This is a genomic window from Wenzhouxiangella sp. XN201 (assembly GCF_011008905.1).
In the GTDB taxonomy this organism is placed as follows: Bacteria; Pseudomonadota; Gammaproteobacteria; order Xanthomonadales; family Wenzhouxiangellaceae; genus Wenzhouxiangella.
On sequence record NZ_JAAIVI010000017.1, the window covers coordinates 1589698 to 1614503 of the forward strand.

The 24806-nt window shown below is 63.6% G+C and carries 19 protein-coding genes; 15 read left to right on the top strand and 4 right to left on the bottom strand.

The window, feature by feature from the left end:
* Positions 1-29: 29 nt before the first annotated feature.
* Together greB and G4Y73_RS07630 are read right to left on the bottom strand one after the other, a co-directional pair.
* A complete protein-coding gene (gene greB, locus G4Y73_RS07625; protein ID WP_346426835.1) occupies positions 30-527 on the bottom strand; it encodes a transcription elongation factor GreB in 498 nt (165 codons plus the stop codon).
* Complete coding sequence (locus tag G4Y73_RS07630; RefSeq protein WP_164230957.1) at positions 524-1900, bottom strand: class II fumarate hydratase; 1377 nt, start codon at positions 1898-1900, stop codon at positions 524-526. Before G4Y73_RS07630 ends, greB begins: the two co-directional genes overlap by 4 nt.
* Positions 1901-2003: 103 nt before the next feature.
* On the opposite strand from G4Y73_RS07630, the gene G4Y73_RS07635 reads away from it, so the two are divergent.
* The 11 genes from G4Y73_RS07635 (at position 2004) to G4Y73_RS07685 (ending at position 15941) form a co-directional block, all read left to right on the top strand.
* Positions 2004-2909, top strand: coding sequence for an acyltransferase (locus tag G4Y73_RS07635; RefSeq protein WP_164230958.1), 906 nt, complete (start codon positions 2004-2006; stop codon positions 2907-2909).
* Positions 2910-2978: 69 nt separating this feature from the next.
* On the top strand, positions 2979-4289 hold the full coding sequence (locus G4Y73_RS07640; RefSeq protein ID WP_164230959.1) for an amidohydrolase: 1311 nt from the start codon (positions 2979-2981) through the stop codon (positions 4287-4289).
* Between the two features lies 1 nt (position 4290).
* Positions 4291-5418 (top strand): FAD/NAD(P)-binding oxidoreductase, encoded by a 1128-nt coding sequence (locus G4Y73_RS07645; RefSeq protein ID WP_164230960.1) that lies wholly within the window; start codon positions 4291-4293, stop codon positions 5416-5418.
* 83 nt (positions 5419-5501) lie between these two features.
* Positions 5502-6671, top strand: a complete 1170-nt coding sequence (locus tag G4Y73_RS07650) for a homoserine O-acetyltransferase (protein WP_164230961.1) — start codon at positions 5502-5504, stop codon at positions 6669-6671.
* Positions 6672-6725: 54 nt separating this feature from the next.
* Positions 6726-8105 carry an adenylosuccinate lyase gene (gene purB, locus G4Y73_RS07655; RefSeq protein ID WP_164230962.1) on the top strand — a complete coding sequence of 460 codons (1380 nt, stop codon included), beginning with the start codon at positions 6726-6728 and terminating at the stop codon, positions 8103-8105.
* A gap of 88 nt (positions 8106-8193) precedes the next feature.
* Positions 8194-11004 (top strand): 2-oxoglutarate dehydrogenase E1 component, encoded by a 2811-nt coding sequence (locus G4Y73_RS07660; protein WP_164230963.1) that lies wholly within the window; start codon positions 8194-8196, stop codon positions 11002-11004.
* A 7-nt stretch (positions 11005-11011) separates the two neighbouring features.
* Positions 11012-12253: a 2-oxoglutarate dehydrogenase complex dihydrolipoyllysine-residue succinyltransferase gene (gene odhB / locus G4Y73_RS07665; RefSeq protein WP_164230964.1), complete on the top strand. Its 1242-nt coding sequence runs from the start codon at positions 11012-11014 to the stop codon at positions 12251-12253.
* 197 nt (positions 12254-12450) lie between these two features.
* A complete protein-coding gene (gene lpdA / locus G4Y73_RS07670; protein ID WP_164230965.1) occupies positions 12451-13878 on the top strand; it encodes a dihydrolipoyl dehydrogenase in 1428 nt (475 codons plus the stop codon).
* 123 nt (positions 13879-14001) lie between these two features.
* Entirely contained in the window at positions 14002-15006 is a 1005-nt protein-coding gene (locus tag G4Y73_RS07675) for an oxidoreductase (protein WP_164230966.1), read from the top strand.
* Between the two features lie 75 nt (positions 15007-15081).
* Complete coding sequence (locus G4Y73_RS07680) at positions 15082-15447, top strand: response regulator (protein WP_164230967.1); 366 nt, start codon at positions 15082-15084, stop codon at positions 15445-15447.
* A 2-nt stretch (positions 15448-15449) separates the two neighbouring features.
* Positions 15450-15941, top strand: coding sequence for a peroxiredoxin (locus tag G4Y73_RS07685; RefSeq protein ID WP_164230968.1), 492 nt, complete (start codon positions 15450-15452; stop codon positions 15939-15941).
* 3 nt (positions 15942-15944) lie between these two features.
* Here the strand turns inward: G4Y73_RS07685 and G4Y73_RS07690 are convergent, their stop codons facing one another.
* Positions 15945-16175: a twin transmembrane helix small protein gene (locus G4Y73_RS07690; protein WP_205596511.1), complete on the bottom strand. Its 231-nt coding sequence runs from the start codon at positions 16173-16175 to the stop codon at positions 15945-15947.
* 46 nt (positions 16176-16221) lie between these two features.
* Here G4Y73_RS07690 and G4Y73_RS07695 point away from each other — a divergent pair, with 46 nt between their 5' ends.
* From G4Y73_RS07695 to gcvP, 4 genes are read left to right on the top strand one after another with little or no spacing between them, the layout of a single operon-like run.
* Complete coding sequence (locus G4Y73_RS07695) at positions 16222-16947, top strand: SURF1 family protein (RefSeq protein ID WP_164230970.1); 726 nt, start codon at positions 16222-16224, stop codon at positions 16945-16947.
* Positions 16944-17525: a hypothetical protein gene (locus G4Y73_RS07700; protein WP_164230971.1), complete on the top strand. Its 582-nt coding sequence runs from the start codon at positions 16944-16946 to the stop codon at positions 17523-17525. Before G4Y73_RS07695 ends, G4Y73_RS07700 begins: the two co-directional genes overlap by 4 nt.
* Positions 17526-17557: 32 nt before the next feature.
* Complete coding sequence (cyoE, locus tag G4Y73_RS07705) at positions 17558-18472, top strand: heme o synthase (protein WP_164230972.1); 915 nt, start codon at positions 17558-17560, stop codon at positions 18470-18472.
* Positions 18469-21381: an aminomethyl-transferring glycine dehydrogenase gene (gene gcvP / locus G4Y73_RS07710; protein WP_164230973.1), complete on the top strand. Its 2913-nt coding sequence runs from the start codon at positions 18469-18471 to the stop codon at positions 21379-21381. The genes cyoE and gcvP overlap by 4 nt, the downstream gene beginning before the upstream one ends.
* 106 nt (positions 21382-21487) lie before the next feature.
* Here gcvP and G4Y73_RS14265 read toward each other — a convergent pair whose 3' ends face one another.
* Positions 21488-24775: a S41 family peptidase gene (locus tag G4Y73_RS14265; protein WP_164230974.1), complete on the bottom strand. Its 3288-nt coding sequence runs from the start codon at positions 24773-24775 to the stop codon at positions 21488-21490.
* Positions 24776-24806 lie beyond the last annotated feature (31 nt).

A 24806-nucleotide genomic window follows, 5' to 3' on the forward strand; every position in this document is an offset into this window, starting at 1 on the left:
GCGCAAGGCCTTTTTTCTTTGGTGCCGCTTCAGTCCGATTCGACCGGCTCACCGTAATCGATGTCGATGATTTCCAGGCGGCGCGTACCGGCGGGTGTGCGTACCTTGACCTCGTCGTCGATCGACCGCCCCAGAAGCGCCAGCGCCACGGGCGAGTCAATAGAAATCCAGCCGCGTTCGGCGTCGGTTTCATCGACGCCGACGATGCGGTAGCGGACTTCGCCGCCGTTATCTTCCGCCAGGGTGACGGTCGCGCCGAAAAAGATCCGGTCGGGCCGATCTTCCCGCGTGGGGACCGGCTTGACCTCGTCCAGGCGCTTTTGCAGGTAGCGCACGCGCCGATCGATTTCCCGCAGCTGCTTCTTGCGATAGATGTACTCGGCGTTCTCGGAGCGGTCGCCCTCCGCCGCCGCTGCGCTCAGCGCCCGGGTGACCTCGGGGCGCTTTTTCTGCCACAGGTCCTTGTATTCATCCTGCAGCCTGCGATGCCCGGCGCGGGTGATGTAGGGACTGCGAGCCAGGGTCACAGACCTCCGCGAGTGAGCTTGACAGGGTCGAGCAGCCGCTCGAGTTCCTCGCGCGAGAGATCGGTCATTTCGGCAGCCACGTCGATGATGGGCCGACCCTCGGCATAGGCCTTCTTGGCCGCTGCCGCCCCTTTTTCGTAGCCGATGACCGGGTTGAGCGCGGTCACCAGGATGGGATTGCGCGACAGCGCTTCCTCGAGCTTGTCCTCGCGCACCTTGAAGCTGGCGATCGCCCGGTCGGCGAGCAGGCGCGCGGCATTACCCAGGATAGTCAGGCTGTCGAGGAGGCTGGCGGCGATCACCGGCAACATGACATTGAGTTGAAAATTACCCGACTGCCCGGCAACGGTGATGGTGGTGTCGTTGCCGATCACGCGTGCGGCCACCATGCACACCGCCTCGGGAATGACCGGGTTGACCTTGCCCGGCATGATCGAGCTGCCGGGCTGCAGGGCCTCGAGCTCGATCTCGCCCAATCCGGCCAGTGGACCGGAATTCATCCAGCGCAGATCGTTGGCGATCTTCATCAGCGAAACCGCCAGGGTCTTGAGCTGGCCGGATAGCTCCACGGCCGCATCCTGGCTGGCAATGCCCTCGAACTTGTTGTCGGCCGAGTCGAATTCGAAGCCCGTCGAGCGGGCCAGGGCCGCGGCCACTCGTTGACCGAACTCCTCGTGAGCGTTGATGCCCGTACCCACGGCGGTACCGCCCTGCGGCAGGTAGCGCATACGCGCCAGGGCGTCCCGGATGCGATTGTCGGCGCTTTCCACCTGGCAGCCCCAGGTGGCCAGTTCCTGGCCGAGGGTCACCGGCATGGCGTCCATCAGGTGGGTGCGGCCGGTCTTGGCCACGTCAGCAAGCTCTTGCGAACGCTTCCCGAGCACATCGGCCAGATGGTGTAGCGCGGGCAGCAGATGTTCGGCGGCCATCAGGCAAGCACTGACCTGAATCGCCGTGGGAATGACGTCGTTGGAACTTTGCCCCATGTTGACGTGGTCGTTGGGATGAACGCCCAGCTCGCCTTCCGGGTCGGCCAGGTGTGCAATCACTTCATTGGCGTTCATGTTCGAGCTGGTGCCCGAACCGGTCTGGTAGACGTCGATCGGAAATTGATCGTCGACTTCGTTGGCGGCCACCTTGCCAGCGGCCTCGATGATGGCTGCGGCACGCTCGGCATCCAGCAAGTCAAGCTCGCGATTGGCCTCGGCGCAGGCGGCCTTGATCAGGCCCAGGGCACGTATGAAGGGTGCGGGCATGTGCTGCCCGCTGATCGGGAAATTGTCGACGGCGCGCTGCGTCTGTGCGCCCCAGAGTGCGTCAGCCGGCACTTTCAATTCACCCATGCTGTCCTTTTCGGTCCGAAATTCGCTCATGATCCTGTGTCCGGAAGGTTACAAGAAATCCAAGGTGGGAATTATAACCGCCCCGGGTCGTCGTCCCGGCCGAATGGGCCGCGCTCATGCGACAATGCCGGCCATGATGGTCAAGCTGAGTGACTTGGCGCGCATAATCTTCGGCGGGGCTCTTCTGGCGGCCAATTCCGTGGTTCATATCCTGCCGCTGCTGCTGGTCGCACTGATCAAGGCAGTGCTGCCCTTCACCCCGGTGCGTCAGGCGTGCAACCGCGTGTTGATGGCATTGGCGGCGAGTTGGATCAGCGTCAATTCCTGGCTGCTTGATCACTTTACTGCCACACGCATCGAGGTCGAGGGCCTGCCCGACAAGGAAATGGCGGGGCAAATGCTGGTGGTGTGCAATCACCAGAGCTGGGTCGACATCCCTGTTCTTCAGAAGTTGTTCAACCGTCGCCTGCCCCTGCTACGCTTTTTTCTCAAGAGCCAGTTGATCTGGGTACCGCTGCTGGGACTGGCCTGGTGGGCGCTCGATTTTCCCTTCATGAAGCGCTACACACGCGAGCAGATCGAGCGCCGCCCGGAGCTGGCCGGACGCGACATCGCCGCCACCCGCCGCGCCTGCCGCAAGTTTCGCGACCTGCCCGTCGCCATCGTCAATTTCGTCGAGGGCACCCGTTTCACACCGGACAAGCACGACACCCAGAATTCGCCTTATCGCTATCTGCTCAAGCCCAGGGCCGGTGGTCTGGCCTTCACCCTGGATGCCATGGGCGATGCCCTGCACACCCTGGTCGACGTGACCATCGCCTACCCGGATGGCCGCCCGAGCCTGGCCGACCTGCTTGCCAACCGGGTTGGCGAGATCAAGGTTCACGTCCGCCAACTCCCGATACCGGAACACCTGCGCGGCGGCGACTACCACAACGACCCTGAGTACCGCCGCGACATCCAGGACTGGATCAACCAGCTCTGGCGCCAGAAGGACAGCATGCTCGACAAGCTTCAGGCCGTTCCCTCGACCGACTGAACCTTCGAACTTGCGCTGCATGTACTGACCCGGCAAGAATGGCGGCAGGCTCCCCACCCGAGGTTTTCCATGTACCGGCCAATTCTGATCTCACTCCTGGCCCTGCAATTCACTACAGGCGCCGAAGCACAGCAATCATCACAAGACTGGCACGACTACATCGACCAGCGTGCCGACACGCTGCAGGAACAGGTGGTCGAATGGCGACGGCATTTCCACGCCAACCCCGAATTGTCCAACCGCGAATTCGACACGGCTGAGACCCTCGCCGAATTTCTGCACTCGCTCGACATGGAGGTGACCACGGGCGTGGCTCACACCGGCGTCGTGGGCGTTCTGCAAGGCGGGCGGCCCGGGCCGGTGGTCGGCCTGCGCGCCGACATGGATGCCCTGCCGGTGCCCGCACGGGCCGGCCTGCCCTTCTCGCCCGATGTCACCAGCGAGTACCTGGGCGAGGAAGTCCCCGTCTCGCACGCCTGCGGTCACGATTCGCATATGGCCATGCTGATGGGAGTCGCGCAGATGCTGGCCGAACGTCGCGATGAACTCCCCGGCACGGTCAAGTTCATCTTTCAGCCGGCCGAGGAAGGCACTCCGCCGGGCGAGGATGGCGGGGCCGAGATGATGGTCGCCGAAGGCGTCCTCACCGACCCGGACGTCGATGTGGTCTTCGGCCAGCATATCTGGGCGCCGTCGCCGGCCGGCCAGATCGGTTACCGCCCGGCCGGCACCATGGCGGCCTCCGACCAGTTCACCATCACCGTGCACGGCAAGCAGACGCACGGCTCCACCCCCTGGACCGGCGTCGACCCGATCACCACCGCCGCGCAGATCGTGCTCGGCCTGAACACCGTCATAAGCCGGCAGACCGAACTGACCAAGGCTGCCGCGGTCATCTCGGTCGGCCGGGTACGCGCCGGCGTGCGCAACAACATCATTCCCGAGGAGGCGGAACTGATCGGCACCATCCGCACCCTCGATCCCGACATGCAGGAGAAAATCCACGCCGACATCCGGCGCACCGCCGAGCACATCGCCGCCAGCCAGGGCGCGGAAGTCACGGTCGACATCGAGCGCGGCTACCCGGTGACCTACAACGATCCCGAACTGACCGAGGCGATGGCCCCCAGCCTGCGGCGCGTGGCTGGCGACAAGGCCGTGCAGATCGACGCCCTGACCGCGGCCGAGGATTTCTCCTATTTCCAGCGCGAGGTACCGGGCCTGTATTTCTTCCTGGGTGCCGCGCCCGAGGATGTTCCGCTCAAGGAGGTCGCGCCGCACCACACGCCCGACTTCCGCATCAACGAGAAGGCGATGGAAACCGGCGTGCGCGCGCTGGCGAGCCTGACGCTGGATTACATGCTGAAACACAGCGATTGACATGTCACGCGTAACCGTCATCGGATCCGGATTCGCCGCCCTGACTGCGGTTCGCACACTGCGGCGTGCGAATCCCGAGCTCGGGATCGATGTCGTGTCCCCACGATCCGAACTGATCTACTACCCGGGAACAATCTGGATTCCCACCGGAAAGCGTCAGCCCGAAGACCTGATCGTGCCGCTGGATCGCTTTTTCGAGCGCATGCGGGTAAAGCACCATGCCACGCATGCCAACGGACTGTCAGACGACGGGCGGACGGTACACACCGAAGCCGGCGATATTGCCAACGACGGGTTGATCATCGCCTGCGGCGGTCAGTTCCTCAAGAAACTGCCCGGGATCGAACACAGTTTCCTGCCCTGCGGCGGGCCTCGGGAGATTGCCCGGGCACGCGACCGCCTGCACGCCATGCAATCGGGCTCGATCGCATTCGGCTTTGCCGGCAACCCGAAAGAACCTTCGGCCATGCGCGGGGGGCCGGTGTTCGAATTCCTGTTCGGCATCGACACCTGGCTGCGCAAGCAAAAATGTCGCGACCGCTTCACGCTGCACTTCTTCAGCCCCGCCGAAAAGCCGGGGCAGCGCCTCGGCGGAAAAGCCGTCGACCGCCTGCTCGGGGAAATGCAAAAGCGGGGGATTCGCACTCACCTGGGTCGCAAACCCAAGCGTTTCAGCGAAGACGGCGTGGAAACCGAAACCGAGCGTTTCGCCGCCGACCTGATCCTGTTCATGCCCGGCATGACCGGTAACGACTGGTTCGACGATACGTCCCTGCCGCGTTCCGACGGCGGCATGATCCGCGCCGACGAGCACTGCCGGGTCGGCGGCTTCGAGCGGGTCTATGTTGCCGGAGATGCCGGTTCCTTCCCGGGCCCGGGGTGGATGCCCAAGCAGGCGCACATGGCCGACCTGCAGGCCGAGGCCGCGGCCAGGAACCTGCTGGCCGAGCTGGGCGGCCGTCCGATCGCGGCCACCTTCAAGAGCGAATTGATGTGCATTGTCGACCTTTACGATCGCGGCATCCTGGTCACGCGCAGCGAGAAGGCCAACCGCACCCTGCCTCCACTCAGGGCCATGCACTGGGCCAAACGCCTGTTCGAGTGGCGCTACCTGCGGCAGTACCGCTGATCCATGCCCTGAACCAAGGGACAATGGCCCTCGGGTCCGGGGCATGGCAGACTCCAGCCCGGATACCCACTCTGCCCCGACCGATGCTGCAAAAATCTCTTCCGCTCCTGTTTCTGCTGCTTGCGCTTTCGGCCAATGCCGATCAATTGCTGGTTGATAAGCGTGAGTTCGTGACCGAGGATTTCACGACATTCGGTGGCACAACCCTGCCGGAGGTTCGTGTCGGCTGGGAGGCCTACGGTGAACTGAACGAGGATCGCTCCAACGTCATCCTGATCACGCATTTCTTCTCCGGCACCTCACATGCCGCGGGTCGCTACCACCCGGACGACCCGGAACCGGGCTACTGGGATGCCATCATCGGACCGGGCAAGGCGATCGATACCGACCGCTTCTACGTCATCAGCGCCGACACTCTGGTCAATGCCAACGTCCACGACGAGCAGGTCATCACCACCGGCCCGGCCAGTATCAACCCGGAGACCGGCCAGGCCTGGGGGAGCGATTTTCCGGTCGTGACCATCCGTGATTTTGTCGAGGTGCAGCGACGGCTGCTCGATTCGCTCGGCATCGAGCGCCTGCACGCGGTCATCGGCGCCTCCATGGGCTCGTTCCAGGCCCTGGAATGGGCGGTGACCTATCCCGAACGGGTCGAACGCATGGTCTCGGCCATCGGCGCTGCCCGCATGGGACCGTGGGAAGTCGCGCTGCTGGAAAGCTGGGCCCGACCGATCCGGCTCGATCCGAACTGGCGCGCCGGTCGCTACTACGGCCAGGAGCGACCGCTGGACGGCCTGACCACGAGCCTGATGCAGATCACCCTCAACGCCCTTCATCCCGATTTCTTCGACCGCCGGTTCCCGCAGCACGACAATCTGACCGACCGCGCGCTGGCCGGCATCGACAGCGGTTTCGCCGTCACCGACTGGTTGGAAGAACGGGCCCGCCAGCGCGCCCTCGTGTCGGACGCCAACCACATTCTCTACCTGGTGCGCGCCAGCCAGCTGTTCATCGCCGGCCACGACGGTGACCTCGACTCGGCCCTTGAGCGCGTGCAGGCCAGGACCCTGTTCCTGCCCGCCGAAGGCGACCTGCTGCTGCGTCCACAGCTCGCCCGCGACGCTCATCGGCAACTCGAGGCGGCGGGTGCGAACAGCCGGCTGCAGACCATCCCGGGACCCATGGGTCATCTCAACGGCGTGGCCGGCATCGCCGCCGTTTCCGACACCCTGGCGGATTTCCTCGCCGATTGAATCCCGCCGACTGCGGTATCATTCCGGCCTGCTCCCAATTGGTATTTCAGTCTCATGGACATCCAGGCCCTGACCGCACTCTCGCCGCTGGACGGCCGCTACGCCGGCCGCCTTGAAGGACTGCGAAAACTGGCCTCGGAGGCCGGGCTGATCCGGCAACGCGTTCGCGTCGAGGTGGCCTGGTTCCAGGCCCTGGCGGCCGAACCCGCTTTCCCCGCCCTGCCCGCGCTCGCGCGCGCGGACCGCGAGTTTCTGGATCGCCTGTTCGAGCAGTTCGATGATGCGGATGCCGCGGCAATCAAGGCCATCGAAAAGACCACCAACCACGACGTCAAGGCGGTTGAATACTGGCTCAAGCAGCGGCTTTCCGAACGCGAATCGCTCAAGCCGTTCACCGAGTTCGTCCACTTTGCCTGCACTTCCGAGGACATCAACAACCTGGCCTGGGCGCTGATCATCCGTCACGCAGTGGTGCAGGAACTCGATCCCCTGCTGGCCGAGCTCGACCGCCGGCTGGCCGGCATGGCGAAGGACACGGCCGAAATGCCGATGCTTTCGCGCACCCACGGACAGACCGCCTCGCCGACGACCCTGGGCAAGGAACTGGCGAACGTCGTTTTCCGCCTGCGCCGACAGCGCCGCGCGCTCGATCAGGTCGAGATCAGCGGCAAGATCAACGGTGCGGTGGGCAATTTCAACGCCCATATGGCCGCCTGCCCGGACGTCGACTGGCCGGCACTGGCGCGCGCCCTGGTCGAGGATCTGGGCCTGGTCTGGAATCCCTATACCACCCAGATCGAGCCCCACGACATGATCGCCGAGGTCGCCCATGCGCTGATGCGCATCAACACGGTGCTGCTCGATTTCGCGCGCGATGCCTGGGGCTACATATCATTGGGCTATTTCCGCCAGAACCTGATCGAAGGTGAAGTCGGTTCCTCGACCATGCCGCACAAGGTCAACCCGATCGACTTCGAAAACGGCGAGGGCAACCTCGGCCTGGCCAATGCCCTGCTCGGTCACCTGGCCGGCAAGCTGCCGATCTCGCGCTTCCAGCGTGATCTCACCGACTCGACCGTACAGCGCTCGCTCGGCTCGGCCTTCGGTTACTGTTCGCTGGCCTGGCAGTCGGTTCTCAAGGGCCTGGATCGCATCGCGCCCAACGAACAACGCCTGGCCGAGGATCTGGAGCGTGCCTGGGAAGTGCTGGCCGAGGCCGTGCAGACGGTGATGCGCCTGCACGGCGTGCCCGAGCCCTACGAGAAGCTCAAGGCACTGACCCGGGGACAGGGGATCGATCGCGAAAAGCTTCGGGCATTCATCCAGGATCTCGACATCCCGGCATCCGACCGCAACCGACTGCTTGAACTCACACCGGCGAACTACATCGGCAATGCTGCACAAATGGCCGCCGAAATAGACCGCTATATCTGATCAATTCGGGAGATTCGGCCCAATCAATCCGGTGCCCCCGTTATAATCAACCGTCTTTGACCGGGACGCGATCCAGGCCGCGCTTGTAATGACCGACTTCCTTCAGGAGCAGTACCGGAATTCTCATCTTTCCGGGGGTAATGCCGATTACGTCGAAGCCTTCTATGAACACTGGCTCGACGACCCGGAGTCGGTTCCCGAACAGTGGCAGAAGCTGTTCGGCCAATTGGCCGACTCGGTCGACACCGAAACCCGCCATCGCCGGATCGAAGCCCATTTCCAGGCGCTCGCCGCCAATGGTCATTACAGTGCCGGCACCGCCGCCGAGGACTTCAAACAGGCGGGCGTCCTGCGTTTGATCAATGCCTATCGGGTTCGCGGTCACCAGCGTGCACAGCTCGATCCGCTCGGCATCAGCAAACGGCCCAAGGTACCTGACCTCGAGCTGGGCTTTCACAGCCTCAGCGACGCCGACCTCGACACCGAGTTTCACACCGGCTCGCTAGCCGGCCCGGATCACCTGGCGCTGAAAGAAATCATCGAGATCTGCCGCCATACCTACTGCGGCAGCATCGGTGTCGAGTACATGCACATCACCGACACCAACCAGCGCCGCTGGCTGCAGCAGCGTCTCGAGGGCGCACGCGGCCACTACACGCCCGAATCCGAGGAACGCAAGCGACTGCTCGACAAACTCTCGGCTGCAGAAGGCATGGAAAAGTATCTGCATTCGAAGTACGTCGGTCAGAAACGATTTTCGCTCGAGGGCGGCGAGACCATGATTCCGCTGCTCGACTCCCTGATTCGCCATACTGGCAGCCAGGGCGTGCGCGAGATGGTCATCGGCATGGCGCACCGCGGCCGGCTCAACGTGCTGGTCAACATTCTCGGCAAGAGCCCGGGCGAACTGTTCGCCGAGTTCGAGGGCAAGATCGCGCGCGATGACCCGAACCGCACCGGCGATGTGAAATACCACCTGGGCTTCAGTTCCGATGTGCCCACGCCGGGCGGGCCCATGCACCTGGCCCTGGCCTTCAATCCTTCGCACCTCGAGATCGTCAATCCGGTGGTAGCCGGTTCGGCCCGCGCCCGTCAGGCCCGGCTCAGGGACGACCGCCGTGAGCAGGTGCTGCCGGTCCTGATTCACGGCGATGCCGCCATTGCCGGCCAGGGCGTCAACATGGAACTGCTCAACATGTCGCAGGCGCGCGGCTTCGCCGTCGGCGGTACGTTCCATGTCGTGGTCAACAACCAGATCGGCTTTACCACGTCGAACCCGCTCGACGCGCGCTCGACGCTGTATTGCACGGAAGTGGCCAAGATGGTCCAGGCGCCGATCCTGCACGTCAACGGCGACGATCCCGAGGCGGTGCTGTTCGCCACCCGGGTGCTGGCCGATTTCCGGCGCGAGTTCAAGAAGGACGTGGTGCTCGACCTGGTCTGTTACCGCCGGCTCGGCCATAACGAGGCCGACGAGCCGGCCGCGACTCAGCCGAACATGTACAGCGTCATCCGCAAGCTCGACACGGTACGCAAGCAGTACGCCGACCAGTTGATTCAGGAAGGGCTGATCGATAAGGGTCAGATCGAGGCGGCCAACAAGGCCTATCGCGACAAGCTCGATGCCGGCGAGCCTGTCGTCGACCTGTTGAGCGAGGACGAGGCCATCGAAACGGTGGACTGGGAACCCTATCTCGAGGCCGACTGGCGCGAACAGGTGCAGACCGGCGTCGATGCCGCCACCATCCGCGAATTGTCCGGACGCATGAACACGCTGCCCGAAGGCTTCGAACTGCACAAGCAGGTGCAGCGCGTCATCGATTCGCGCAATCAGATGGCCGCCGGCGAGAGCCCGATGGACTGGGGTTTCGCTGAAACCATGGCCTACGCCAGCCTGATCGACGCCGGTCACGGCCTGCGCCTGGTCGGCCAGGATTCCGGCCGCGGCACCTTCTTCCACCGCCACGCCGTCCTGCACAGCCAGGCCGACGGCGCCTCGATCCTGCCGTTGCAACAGTTGCATGAGGATCCCCGACGCGTGACCGTGATCGACTCCCTGCTGTCCGAAGAGGCGGTGCTCGGCTTCGAATATGGCTTCGCCACCGCCGAGCCCTCGACATTGACCATCTGGGAAGCGCAGTTCGGCGATTTCGTCAACGGCGCCCAGGTCGTGATCGACCAGTTCATCGCTTCGGGCGAAGCCAAGTGGGGGCGGCTGTGCGGCCTGGTGATGTTCCTGCCGCACGGCTACGAAGGCCAGGGACCGGAACACTCCTCGGCCCGGCTCGAGCGCTTCATGCAATTGTGCTCGGGTGCCAACATCCAGGTTTGCGTACCGACGCTGCCGTCGCAGATGTTCCACATGCTGCGGCGCCAGATGCTCAGGCGCTTCCGCAAGCCGCTCATCGTCATGACGCCCAAATCGCTGCTCAGGCACAAGGACTCGACCTCGTCGCTGGACGATCTGGAAAACGGCCATTTCCAGCTGGTGATCGACGATCCGGCCGGACCCGATCCGAAAAAGGTCAAGCGGGTCGTTTTCTGTGCCGGCAAGGTCTACTTCGATCTGGCCAAGCAGCTCCAAGAGGACGGGGTCGACAACGTCGCCCTGGTCCGCGTCGAACAGCTCTATCCCTTCCCGCGCGAGGAAGTGCAGGAAATCATTGCGCGCTACGACAAGGCCACCGAAGTGGTCTGGTGCCAGGAAGAGCCCATGAATCAGGGCGCCTGGTTCCAGATCCGGCACCATCTTCAGGCCTGCGTCCGCGACGGGCAGGAACTCGGCTACGTCGGTCGCCACGGCTCGGCATCCCCGGCGGTCGGCTACTATCAGGTCCACCTCGAACAACAAAAGCGCCTGGTCGGCGAGGCGCTGACACCAGGCAAATTCACGGAGTAAGTCACTGATGAGTGTTGAAGTCAAAGTCCCCAATCTGCCCGAATCCGTTTCGGACGCCACGGTCGCCAAATGGCACAAGAAGCCCGGCGACGCGGTCGAACGAGACGAGAATCTGGTCGACCTGGAAACCGACAAGGTGGTGCTCGAGGTACCCGCGCCGGCCGACGGCGTACTCGAGGACATCAGCGCAGAGGAAGGCGAAACCGTCACCGAAGGTCAGTTGCTGGGGAAGATGAAGGAAGGCGAGGCGCCGAGCAAGTCTGATGACGAAGCGTCCGACGACGACGGCGACGACGGGGAGTCTGAAGAAAAGTCTGAGAAGAAGGACGCCGACAAGGGCGACAAGTCCGGGCGCAAGAAGGACGAAGCGGATAAGGACGACAAGAAGTCCGGCAAGTCGAAGGGTTCGGACAAGGACCTGCCGCCCTCGGCCCGCCGACTCGCCGCCGAGAACGATCTCGACACCAGCGAGATCGAGGGCAGCGGCCGCGGCGGGCGCATTACCAAGGGCGATGTGCTCAGCCACATGGCCGGCGGTGCCACCGGCCCACGCCCGGAAGAGCGCGTAAAGATGTCGCGCCTGCGTTCACGCATCGCCGAGCGCATGAAGGAAGCACAGAACACCGCCGCAATCCTGACCTCCTTCAACGAAGTCGATCTCAAGGCGGTGATGGACATCCGCAGCCGCTACAAGGAAGACTTCCAGAAGCGACACGGCATCAAGCTCGGTTTCATGTCCTTCTTCGTGAAGGCCGCCTGCGAGGCCCTGCAGAAACACCCGGTGGTCAACGCCTCGGTCGACGACAACGAAATCATCTACCACGGCTACCAGGACATCGGCATTGCCGTATCCACCGACCGAGGCCTGCTGGTGCCGGTGATCAGGGACGCCCACCGCATGGGCCTGGCCGAGATCGAGTTGAGTATCGCCGACTACGCCGAGAAAGCCAGGAAGGGCACGATCCAGCTCGACGACCTGCAGGGCGGAACCTTCACCATTACCAACGGCGGCGTATTCGGTTCGCTGCTGTCGACGCCGCTTCTGAACATGCCGCAGTCTGCGATCCTGGGCATGCACACGATCAAGGAACGTCCGGTGGCCATCGACGGTGAAATCGTCATCCGGCCGATGATGTACATCGCCCTGTCCTACGACCACCGCATCATCGACGGCAAGGACGCCGTCCAGTTCCTGGTGGCAATCAAGGAAGCGCTCGAAGACCCGGCCCGTATGCTGCTGGGGCTTTGAGCGACTAGCACCTAAGGAGTTTTTGAAACCGCAGATTACGCTGATTTCCGCAGATTTTTACCATCAGCTCGGCGAAGATGGGCTCCAACGCGTGACAACACCACTGCGTTTCTAGAGCTTCACTTTTTCATTCTTGAATCTGCGTCAATCTGCGAAATCTGCGGTTCCCAAGAAAACCAAATCTCAAGGAAAGAAAAATGGCTGACAAGGAATTCGATCTGATCGTTATCGGCGGCGGACCCGGCGGGTACGTGGCCGCCATTCGCGCCGCGCAGCTCGAGATGAAGGTGCTGCTGGTCGACGATCGGCAAAACGATGACGGCAAGCCCGCCCCGGGCGGTACCTGCCTGAATATCGGCTGCATTCCGTCCAAGGCCCTGCTGGATTCGTCGAAACATTTCGTACACGTGAAGGACGACTACGCCGACCACGGCATCAATGTCGAGAAAGTCAGTATCGACGTCGAGAGAATGCTCAAGCGCAAGGACGGCGTGGTCAAGCAGCTCACCGGCGGCGTCAACCAGCTGCTGAAGGCCAACAAGGTCGAGTTCGTCAATGGCCGTGGCAAGCTGCTGGCCGATCGCGAGGTGGAGCTTTCCCCGCATGAGGGCGATGCCTTCACTGCCAAGGGCAAGCACGTTTTGCTCGCTGCCGGCTCTGTGTCCTTCTCGATCCCGAATGTCGAGATCGACGGCGAAACCATTGTCGACAATGTCGGCGCACTGGAATTTTCCGAAGTGCCCAAGCGCCTGGGCGTGATCGGCGCCGGCGTGATCGGCCTGGAAATGGGCAGTGTGTGGTCACGCCTGGGCAGTGAAGTCATGCTGTTCGAGGCCATGGACGAATTGCTGCCGACCATCGACAAGGACATGTCGCGGCTAGCGGCACGCGAGTTCAAGAAGCAAAAGCTCGACATCCGCCTGGGCGCCAAGGTGTCCGGCGCCGAGATCAAGGACGGCAAGGTGACCGTCACCTTCGAGGATTCTGATGGGGAACACAGCGAGACCTTCGACAAACTGCTGGTGGCCGTCGGCCGCAAGGCGGCCAGCGAGGGCCTGCTGGCCGAGGATTGTGGCGTAAAGCTGACCGACCGCGGCCAGGTCGAGGTCGACGATCACTGTCGCAGCTCGGCCGAGAACGTGTGGGCCGTCGGCGACCTCGTGCGCGGCCCGATGCTCGCCCACAAGGCCTCTGAAGAAGGTATCGCGGTGGTCGAGACCATCGCCGGCGGCCATGGTCACTTCGGCCACGACACCGTGCCCTGGGTGATCTACACCGACCCGGAAATCGCATGGGTCGGCAAGACCGAAAGGCAGCTCAAGGACGAAGGCGTCGAATACCGCGCCGGCAATTTCCCGTTTGCCGCCACCGGCCGCGGCCTGGCCATGGGCGATGCCCCCGGCGCCGTGAAAGTCATCGCCGACGCCGAAAGCGACCGGGTGCTCGGTGTGCAGATCATCGGCCCCAACGCCTCCGAGTTGATCGCCGAATGCGTGGTGACGATGGAGTTCGCCGGCGCAAGCGAGGATCTGGCCCGCATCATCCACGCCCACCCGACCCTGTCGGAGGCCGTGCACGAAGCGGCCCTGGCCGTGGACAAGCGCGCTATTCACAAGGCTAATTGATGACGTTGAGTTCTTGAAACCGCAGATTACGCAGATTGACACAGATTTGATTGGAAGCTTCATATTCCAATCTGCGCAAATCTGCGAAATCTGCGGTTTCATCGAACGCCGCAAGGAAGATCAGTGAGCAGTACTCCCGATAAGTTCCGAGCATTCCGCATCGACGACGACGAGGACGGCTATCGCGCCGAGCTGGTCGAGCAATCGATCGACGCGCAGACCGAGGGCGATGTCGTCATCCGGGTCGCCTACTCCAGCGTCAACTACAAGGACGCGCTGGCCGCCAGCGGCAAGGGCAAGATCCTGCGAAAGTTTCCGCTCAACGGCGGAATCGACGCGGCCGGTACGGTGGTGGCATCCGAGAGCGATGCCTTTTCAGAAGGCGACGAGGTCCTGATCACCGGCAGCGGCCTGTCGGAAACACGCGACGGCGGCTACAGCGAATACCTGCGCGCACCCTCCGACTGGCTGGTGCCGCTTCCGGAAGGCCTCAACCTGCACGAGGCGATGATCCTGGGCACGGCCGGCTTTACCGCCGCCCTGGGCCTGTGGCGAATGGAAGCCAACGGGCAAACGCCCGACATGGGTCCGATTGCGGTAACTGGCGCCTCCGGCGGAGTGGGATCGCTCGCCGTCGACATCTACTCGAAGGCCGGCTATGAGGTCAGCGCAATTTCCGGCAAGGAAGACGAGTTCGAGTGGCTGCATGAGCTGGGCGCATCGCAGTGCATTTCCCGCCACGAGCTCTACTGGCCGGAATCTCCCCTGGCCTCGGCACAGTTCGCCGGCGCCCTCGACAGTGTCGGTGGCGACACCCTCTCCGGACTGACCCGCGTGATCAAGCCCTGGGGCAACATCGCCGCGTGTGGCATGGCCGGCGGCATCGGCCTCAACACCACGGTCATGCCCTTCATCATTCGCGGGATCGGCCTGCTGGGCATCAATTCGGCCGGCTGCCCCTACCCGATCCGCAAGGAAATCTGGCAGCGCCTGGCTGGCGACTGGCGACCCCGGCACCTCGATCGCATCGCCGCCGAGCCGGTCGACCTGGAATCCCTGGACTCGGCATTCGAAAAACTGCTGGCCGGAAACGGACGTGGCCGGATCGTCGTGCGCGTGGGCGAATGAGGAAGAATCGGGTCGATTCGGGTATGATGAGCATCTGCCGATTTCGAGCTCACAATCGATAAACAAGGGATACTCATGGCCAAGATTCTGATCGTGGACGACTCCGAAACCCATCTGTACTCGCTCCAGAAAATTGTCGAGGGCGGCGGCCACGAAGTGATAACCGCCACCAGCGGCGAGGAAGGCGTCGAGCAGGCCAAGGGGCACTTGCCTGACGTGATCCTGATGGACATCGTCATGCCCGGGCTCAATGGTTTCCAGGCCACTCGACGCATCGGCAAGGACGAATCCACCGCCAATATCCCGATCATTTTCGTGACCACGAAAGATCAGGAAACGGATCGCATCTGGGGCATGCGCCAGGGCGCAGCCGCGTATATCACCAAGCCGGTCGACAAGAAGGAACTGCTCAAGGCAATCGACAGCGCCCTGTCTGCCTGAGAATGACGATCGAGGTCGGTGAGCGGGTACCGGAAGCGACGCTGACCGTGATGACACCGGAAGGACCTTCCGGACTGTCGACCAACACACTTTTTGGCACCGGGACCAGCGTCATTTTCGCGGTCCCCGGGGCATTCACGCCGACCTGCTCGGCTCGGCATCTGCCCGGCTTTGTCGAGCGCGCCACCGACATTCTCGCTGCCGGCGCCGACCGCATCGTGTGCATCGCCGTCAATGATGTCTTCGTGATGAACGCCTGGGGTCAATCAGCCGGGGTCGGCGAGCACATCGTGATGGCAGCCGACGGCAACGCCGAGCTCACCCTCGCGCTCGGTCTCGAAAAAGACGCCAGTTCGTTTGGCATGGGGCTTCGCTCACAGCGCTACGCCATGATCGTGCGCGACGGCGTCGTCAAGCACCTCATGGTCGAAGCCCCGGGCGAGTTCAGGGTCTCGAGCGCGGATTCCACGCTCGATAGACTGCGCTCGGAGTGACATTCAGCCTTCCGATGGATAACGGACGGGGTTGACGCCCTGCGGCTCGATCCAGCCGAGCTGAAATCCAATCCAGAGCAGGATCACCAGTCCCAGCGACAGGCCGACCCGCCAGCTCAGCCGGCGCACGGTCCGATCCCCATCGCCGGAATCCTTCACCAGGAAATAGAAGCTGGACGCCAGGGTGTAGAGAATGACGAGAAATGCAGCGATGATCAGGATCTTGCTGGCCAAGACGTGACTCCAGAGTGACACCACCCCATTATAATGGTCCGCTGTGATGCGCGCGCTTCGATCCCTCTCGGTTCGTCTACTGCCCCACCTGGCCGCCGCCGGGGTCATCCTGCTGTGTGTTCATCTGGCTAACTGGCAATTTGACCGCGCAGCCTACAAGCGCGATCTGGTCGAAGGCTGGGAACAGGCACCCGCCCTTGCGCTGGAAACCGCCGCGAGCCAAGCGCAGGAGGGACCGATACAGGTCGACGCCCGCGGACGCTTCGACAATCAGCGCCTGATCCTGCTCGACAACCAGGTCCGGGCCGGCCAGGCGGGCGTTCACGTCTATACCCCTTTCATGCCCGGCGGCCAGGACAAGACCTGGCTGGTCAATCGGGGCTGGCATGCCCTGCCCGACCGCAGCGCCGGCCTTCCCGCCATCGAAACACCGGGCGACACGATGTCGATCACCGGCCGCCTGGTCGATGCGCCCCGGGTGGGCCGTCAACTGGGCGAGGCACGGGCACTCGATGCCGAGGACTGGCCCCAGCTGGTCACCTACCTCGATCTCGAGCGGGTGGCGGAAGCCCTCGGGCACGGGCTGGGCGACCGGGTTATCCTGCTCGACCCCGAGCATCCCGCCCATCTCACCGGCGACCCCTGGCGGCCTGTGGTATTCGGCCCTGACCGGCACCGGGCGTATGCCTGGCAATGGATCACCATGGCCGTGGTCGTCTTCCTGATCTGGATTTTCCTGACCTGGCGCTGGCTGGGAAGCCTTCGAAAATGACCAAAAAAACGACTTTCATTGCCGTACTGCTTGTCTTTTTCACGCCGGTGCTGCTGGCCGTGCTGCTCAACAGCCAGTGGCTGGACTGGCGCCCGGGCGAGACCCGAAATCACGGCGAACTGATCACCCCGCCGCCGCGACTTGATGACTTCGAGCTCCAGACTGCAGCGGGAATCCGCTTCAGCCGCGAGGATCTGGCCGGCCAGTGGCAATTGCTCCACTACCGTTCGGGAAACTGCGGCGAGGACTGTCTCGACGCCCTGTACTGGATGCGCCAGGTTCGCACGGCGCAAGACCGTCACCAACCGGAAATCGGGCTGATGCTGGTCAGCGAATCGCGCCTGAATGCGGCCACGCTGACGGCGATCGACGAATTGGCCACGGACATCCGGGTGGTGCACGCCGAGGCCGGTCTGGCGCTTGCGCAAAGCCTGCCCGACCGCGGTTCTGAGGCAATCAGCTACATCGTCGATCCCGACGGCCATATAATATTGCGATATCCGCCCGAGGCGGAATTCAATGGCATGCGGCGCGATCTCAAGCGCTTGCTCACCTGGACCCAGACCGGGCCCCAATAGGCCCGGCACATCGATATCCCCGGCCACTACGCATGACCGCAGCGACTGCATCAATCTGGCAGCGAACGCGCTTCTTTCTGGGCCTGTGCAAGCTCAGAGTGGTGGCGCTGATCGTATTCACAGCGATCGTCGGCATGGCGCTGGCCGTACCCGGCATGATCCCGCTCGACGCCCTGGTCTGGGGCACGCTCGGTATCGGCATGGCAGCGGCTTCGGCGGCGGCCATCAACCACCTGCTCGACGAACGCGCCGACCGCATCATGGTGCGCACCCGCAATCGGCCGTTGCCGACCAACCAGCTCAACCGCCGCCAGGCCCTGGTGTTTGCCCTGGTACTGGCCGCGCTCTCCATGCTGATTCTCAGCCTGCTGGTCAATCCGCTCACGGCCGTGCTGACCTTCGCCAGCCTGATCGGCTATGCCGTGGTCTACACCGCCTGGCTCAAGCGGGCCACGCCACAGAACATCGTCATCGGCGGCGCCGCCGGGGCGGCCCCGCCTGTGCTGGGCTGGGTCGCCGTGACCGGCGAGGTACACGCCCACGCCCTGATCCTGTTCCTGATCGTGTTTGTCTGGACACCACCGCATTTCTGGGCCCTGGCGATTCACCGCCGGCATGATTACGCCGCGGCCGATGTGCCCATGCTGCCGGTCACCCACGGCGTCGCCTTCACCCGCTGGCAGATTCTGTTCTACACCATCATCCTCGTGCTGGTCACCCTGCTGCCCTGGCTGACCGGCATGAGCGGCCTGGCCTACCTGGCCGGGGCGATGATTCTCAACCTCGGCTTCCTGGGCTATGCCGTCGCCATCATGCGCTCCGACAACGAGCAGCTGACGATGCACATGTTCAACTACTCGGTGGTCTACCTGATGGCGCTGTTCGCCTTCCTGCTGGTCGACCACTACCTGTTCAAGACTTCCGCGCAAGGATTGTTGCTGCAATGACCGATCAACGGAACACCGCCACGCCCCTCCACGCCCACGAATCACACGACGACTTCGTCGGTCGACACATCGGACCGCGCAGCAGCGATATCCACGAGATGCTCGAAGCGGTCGGCTGCGACTCGCTCGAATCCCTGCTGCTGGAGACGATGCCGGGCAGCATCCGCAGCGACGCGCCGCTCGACCTGCCGCAGAGCGACAACGAGGAGCGTGTACTCGAACACATTCGCGGTATGGCCGGTCACAACACGGTCAATCACTCGATGATCGGGCTCGGCTACCACCCCACACTCACACCCCCGGTGATCCTGCGCAACGTGCTGGAAAATCCCGGCTGGTACACCGCCTACACGCCTTATCAGGCCGAGATCTCCCAGGGCCGCCTGGAAGGCATGCTCAACTTTCAGCAGATGATCATGGACCTGACCGGCATGGAGCTGGCCAACGCCTCCCTGCTGGACGAGGCCACCGCGGCCGCCGAAGCCATGGCCATGCTCAGGCGGGTCAATCGCAAGAACAAGAGCGAAGTCTTCCTGGTCGACGCCAACTGTCTGCCGCAGACCATCGACGTGGTCGCCAATCGCGGCCGACACCTGGATATCGACGTCCAGGTCCACGAGGACCTCGCGACTGCCATCGAACAGACCGACTGCTTCGGCGTACTGACCCAGTACCCGGGCGCCAACGGCGCTGTCTTGCCGCTTGCCGGCATCGTCGAAGCGGCCCACGAGCGCAATGCCCTGGTGGCTGTTGCCGCCGACCCGATGGCACTGGTCAAGCTCGAATCCCCCGGTCAGGCCGGGGTGGACGTGGTCGTCGGCAGCGCCCAGCGCTTCGGTGTGCCGATGGCCTATGGCGGGCCGCACGCGGCCTTCTTCGCCACCCGGGAAGACTACCGGCGCAGCGTGCCCGGACGCATCATCGGCGTCTCGAAAGACCGTCATGGCAACCCGGCCCTGCGCATGGCCCTGCAGACCCGCGAACAGCACATCCGCCGCGAAAAGGCGATGAGCAACATCTGCACGGCGCAGGCACTGCTGGCGGTCATGGCCGGTTTCTACGCCGTCTGGCACGGGCCCGGCGGATTGAAGAAGATCGCCAACCGCATTCATCGCCAGACCGCCATTCTGGCGCGGGGCGTGGTCGATGCCGGCTACGAGCTCGAGAGCGAGTACTACTTCGACACCCTGTCGGTGCGCGTCGACGAACCCAACCGCCAGGCCCTGCTCCACCGCGCCCACCAGGCCGGCATCAACCTGCGCGCCGACCGCGAGGGCTACATCGGCATCAGCGTCAATGAGCAGACCCATCGCCATCACCTCGCCGCCCTGCTCGGCATCTTCCGCGGCAACAAGCCCGACGATATCGCCACCCTCGACGCCGCGCTCGCGGCGGATTTCCAGGCCATCCCGGAAGCCCTGCAGCGCCGCTCGCCCTTGCTCGAACACGAGGTCTTCGGCCGATATCACTCCGAGACCGAGATGCTGCGCTATCTCAAGCGCCTGGAAAACCGCGACCTGAGTCTGGCGCATGCCATGATTCCGCTCGGCTCGTGCACCATGAAGCTCAATGCCACCGCCGAAATGATCCCGGTGACCTGGCCGGAGTTCGCCGAGCTGCACCCCTTGTGTCCCTGGGAGCAGGCGCGCGGCTACCACCAGCTGATCGACGAGCTCGAGCGCATGCTGCGCGAAATCACCGGCTTCGCTGCCGTCTCGCTGCAGCCCAACGCCGGCTCGCAGGGCGAATACGCCGGCCTGTTGGCGATCAAGGGCTGGCACGAACACAAGGGCAATGTCGATCGCAAGGTCTGTCTGATTCCCTCCTCCGCGCACGGCACCAACCCGGCCAGTGCGCAGATGACCGGCATGGACATCGTCGTGGTCGCCTGCGACAAGCAAGGCAACATCGATCTCGACGACCTGGCCGCCAAGATCGAAAAACACCGTGAGCGCCTCGCCGCCCTGATGATCACCTACCCGTCCACCCATGGCGTATTCGAGGAATCGGTGGTCGATATCTGCAATCAGGTGCGCGAAGCCGGCGGCCTGGTCTATCTCGACGGCGCCAACCTCAACGCCCTGGTCGGCTGGTCACGCATCGCCGAATACGCCGATGTCTGCCATCTCAACCTGCACAAGACCTTCTGCATTCCGCACGGCGGCGGCGGGCCCGGCATCGGGCCGATCGGCGTGCGCGAGCACCTGATTCCCTTCCTGCCGGGCCACGGCAGCGGCCTGCTCGGCCCCGAGCACGGCCACAACCCGCCGGTGGCGGCCGCTCCCTGGGGCAGCGCCGGCATCCTGCCGATCTCCTGGGTCTACATCCGCATGATGGGCAGCGACGGACTCAAGCGCGCCACCGAGGTCGCCATTCTCAACGCCAACTACATTGCGAAACGACTCGAAGGCCACTACGACATTCTCTACACCGGCCGCAACGGACGCATCGCCCACGAGTGCATCGTCGACCTCAGGCCCTTCAAGGACAGCGCCGGGATCACCGAGGAAGATGTCGCCAAACGCCTGATCGACTACGGCTTCCACGCCCCGACCATGTCCTGGCCGGTGCCCGGCACCCTGATGATCGAGCCGACCGAAAGCGAATCGAAGGCCGAAATCGATCGTTTCATCCAGGCCATGATCGCCATCCGGCGCGAGATCGAGCGCGTCGCCAGCGGCGAATGGGATGCCGAGGACAACCCGCTCAAGAATGCACCGCACACAATCGAGGAACTGGGCGCCGACGACTGGCCGCATGCGTACACGCGCCGGGATGCCGGCTGGCCGGTCAAGGAACTCAGATTGGGCAAGTACTTCGCCCCGGTCGGCCGCGTCGACAACGTCTACGGTGACCGCAACCTGGTCTGCTCCTGCCCGCCGATGGAAGACTGGCTCGAGGCTGGTTGAACCCGGTATGAATTAAACCGCAGATGAACGCTGATTAACGCAGATGGAAAAATACTTTTCTCTTATCTGCGTTGATCTGCGTTCATCTGCGGTTCCAAATTGAAATCTAATTCACCTTCACCGGCGGCTCCGGACGCTCGGGGAAGCGCGGCGGATCGGCCTCGATCTGCTTCATCACTTCCTCGATGGCACGCTCGAGTTGTGGATCCTCACCGGCGATCACGCTGGCCGGATCGTTCTCGACCTCGATATCGGGCGCGACGCCCTCGCCTTCGATCACCCACTCACCGTCGACGTTCAGGAAACCGAACTCCGGCACATTGACCGAACCGCCGTCGATCACCGGACCGTGGCTGGTGATGCCGACCACCCCGCCCCAGCTCTGTTTGCCGATCAGCGGTCCAAGCCCGGCATTGCGGAACTGCCAGGGGAAGATATCGCCGTCGGAAGCCGAGTTTTCGTCGAGAATCGCCGCCATGTGGCCATTGAAGGCCTGGTACGGATAAGTCGACACGTTGGGCTGGGTGCGTGAGTAGCCCAGTGACAGCGGCTTGCGCGACAGGCGCTCGATCAGCATCTGCGAAACGTTGCCGCCGCCGTTAGAACGCACGTCGACGACCAGGCCGTCCTTGCGGATCTGGCCGTAGAACCACTTGATGAACTCGCGAATGCCGTTCGGCCCCATGTCAGGGACATGCAGATAGCCGACGCGGCCGTCGGTGGCCTCGGTCACGCGGCGGTGATTGGCCAGTACCCAGGCCAGGTAATGCAGCGAAGTCTCGTCGGCGATCGGCTCGACCAGCACCTCGCGGGCATCGCGTCCATCGGCGCGCGAAGACACTGTCAGGGACAGGGCCTGGCCGGACGGTATTGTCAGTTGCTGGTAGATGTTTGCTTCGGCACTGAGCGAGCGTCCATTGATGGCCAGGATATAGTCGCCTTCGGACACGTCGACACCGGCGGCAGTGAGCGGCGAGCGATAGCGCGGCTCGTCGTTCTGGCCCTCCAGGATCTCGGCAATGCGATAGCGGCCGCCGTCGATTTCGAAACGCGCGCCCAGCAAAGCCACGGACGGCCGTTCGGGCAGGCGCTCATCACCGCCGCTGACGTAGGCGTGCGAAACATTGAGCTCGGCAATCATTTCACCGATCAGGTAATTGAGATCGCTGCGGTGGGCAACGTGCTCGAGCAGCGGAAGATAGCGCTCGCGCAGGGCCTCCCAATCGTAGCCGTGCATGTTCTCGACGTAGAAGTGGTCGCGGAAGCGTCGCCACACCTCGTCGAAAATGGTGCGCCACTCGGCCACCGGATCGACCTGGGCAGTCAGGCCGCTCGTGACGACGTCTTTGCCATCCTTACCTTCCTTGGCGATGTCGTAGACCTTCCAACCGCCGCCGCTGCGTACCAGCACCCGCTTGCCGTCGAGGCTGGCGTCGACGCCCTGCACGCCCGAGACGAAATCAACCACCTTGCGCTCGTCGAACTTGAACAGCTTCAAGCGCGGCGGCGCTTCCGGCCCGCGACCGTAGTAGAACGCATCGCGTTCTCCGAACAGGACACCGTTTTCGGCCACCACAAGGTTGCTGTAGTTACCAGCGTCGACCGGCACGCGCACCAGTCGTTCGGACAGGTCGTCGAGCTCGACGACGATGCGTTCATCGTCCGAGTCTTCGTCCTTGTCCTTGCCATTGCCATTTTCATCAGCGCCGTTCATGCCGTCTTCTTCGGCATCTTCGGGGGCGAAGGGGTTGTCGGCTTCCGGGTCGAGCAGGAAGGCGTAGATGCCACTCACGCGGTCGGTGGCGTAGTTCCACTCTCGACCGGAGATTTGAGGCGAGAACTCACGGTCGGCGACGAAATACAGCGCCTTGCCGTCAGGCGAGAAGGCCGGCCCGTATTCCGAGAACAGGCCTTCGGTGATCTGATGGGTCTCGCCACCGTCGATGTCGTGCAGGTACAGCGCGCGCAGACCGTTGTCCTGCGTCAGGCTGAAGGCCAGCCACTGACCGTCCGGCGACCAGACATAGTCACGATTGCGCCAGCCCGGATCGCGGCCGACCCGTTCGAGCCCACCGCCACCGTCGGCAGCAATGACGTAGATGATGCCGTCCTTGTCGGATATGGCAATGCGTTCACCGTCGGGGGAGTAACGCGGATGGTAGAAGCGCGTCTGGTTGCCCGTGGTCAGCGCTGCAGGTTCGGCGCTGCCGTCTGCCGGCGCGGTGTAGAGCTCTTCCTCGCCGCTGACATCGGATACGAATGCCACCGTCTTGCCGTCCGGCGACCAGTCGACCTCGCGCTCGTGGGCGTAGGAGCGGTGCGTGATCGCGCGCGTCACGCCCTTGTCGACCGGCGCATTGAACAGATTGCCGCGCGCCCCGAACAAGACCCGCATGCCGGTCGGGCTCAGGCGGGCATCATTGATCTGATCCGACACGTCGACGCTGCGCACGTGACGGTTGATACCGTCGTCGGGTACGTAGATATCGATGCCGGCATCCGTGCCATTGCCGGTATCGAAGACGCGCAGCAAGCCACCGTGTTCATACACGATGCGGCCGTCGCGATCGGCGCTGGCCCAGCGCACATCGTAGTCTTCGTGCGCAGTCAGTTGCTCGGACTCGCCGCCCTCGGCGTCGGTGCGGTAGAGATTGAGCGTGCCGTCGCGGTCGGAGACGAAATAGGCCTGGCCGTCGATCCACATCGGGTCGCGCTCGGTGCGCTCGTGATCGGTAATCTGGCGGGCATCACCGGCCTCCAGGTCGAACAGCCACAGATCCTGGGCCCAACCGCCCTGGTAACGCTTCCAGGTGCGGAAATCACGGAACAGCGGGGAATAGAAAATCTTCGATCCGTCGTCGCTGAACGTGCCGGCACCGGAGACCGGCATTGGGAGAACCTCGGGCGGGCCGCCGTCGCGCGCCACGGTGTAGAGTCGCGCCGTCGAAGAGCCCCAGGCATCGCGCTGGGAACGGAACAGCACGGCCTCGCCATCCGGTGTCCAGCCATAGACCTGGTTATCGTAGCCCCAGCGCGGCGGCAGAGGCCCGGAAGCCGGGTACCAGGTCAACTGCTCGGGCTCGCCCCCGGAGGCCGGCATGACATAGACCTGTTCGTCGCCAGCATACTGCCCGGTAAACGCGATCCAGCGACCGTCCGGCGAAAATTTCGGAAACAGCTCCAGCCCCGGATGAGCGGTCAGGCGCCAGGCCGTCCCACCCGCCGCCGGCGCCGACCAAAGGTCGCCGCCGTAGCTGAATACGACATGGTCGCCGTGGATGTCGGGAAAACGCAGCAGCTTGGTCTGTGCCACGGCCAGTCCGGCCAGAAGCGCCAGCAACAATCCGAAAGCGATGCGCGAGGGGCTGAAACAGGAGGGTCTGCTTGTAATCACGGGTGTACTCCACCGGGCAATGAGAGTTCAG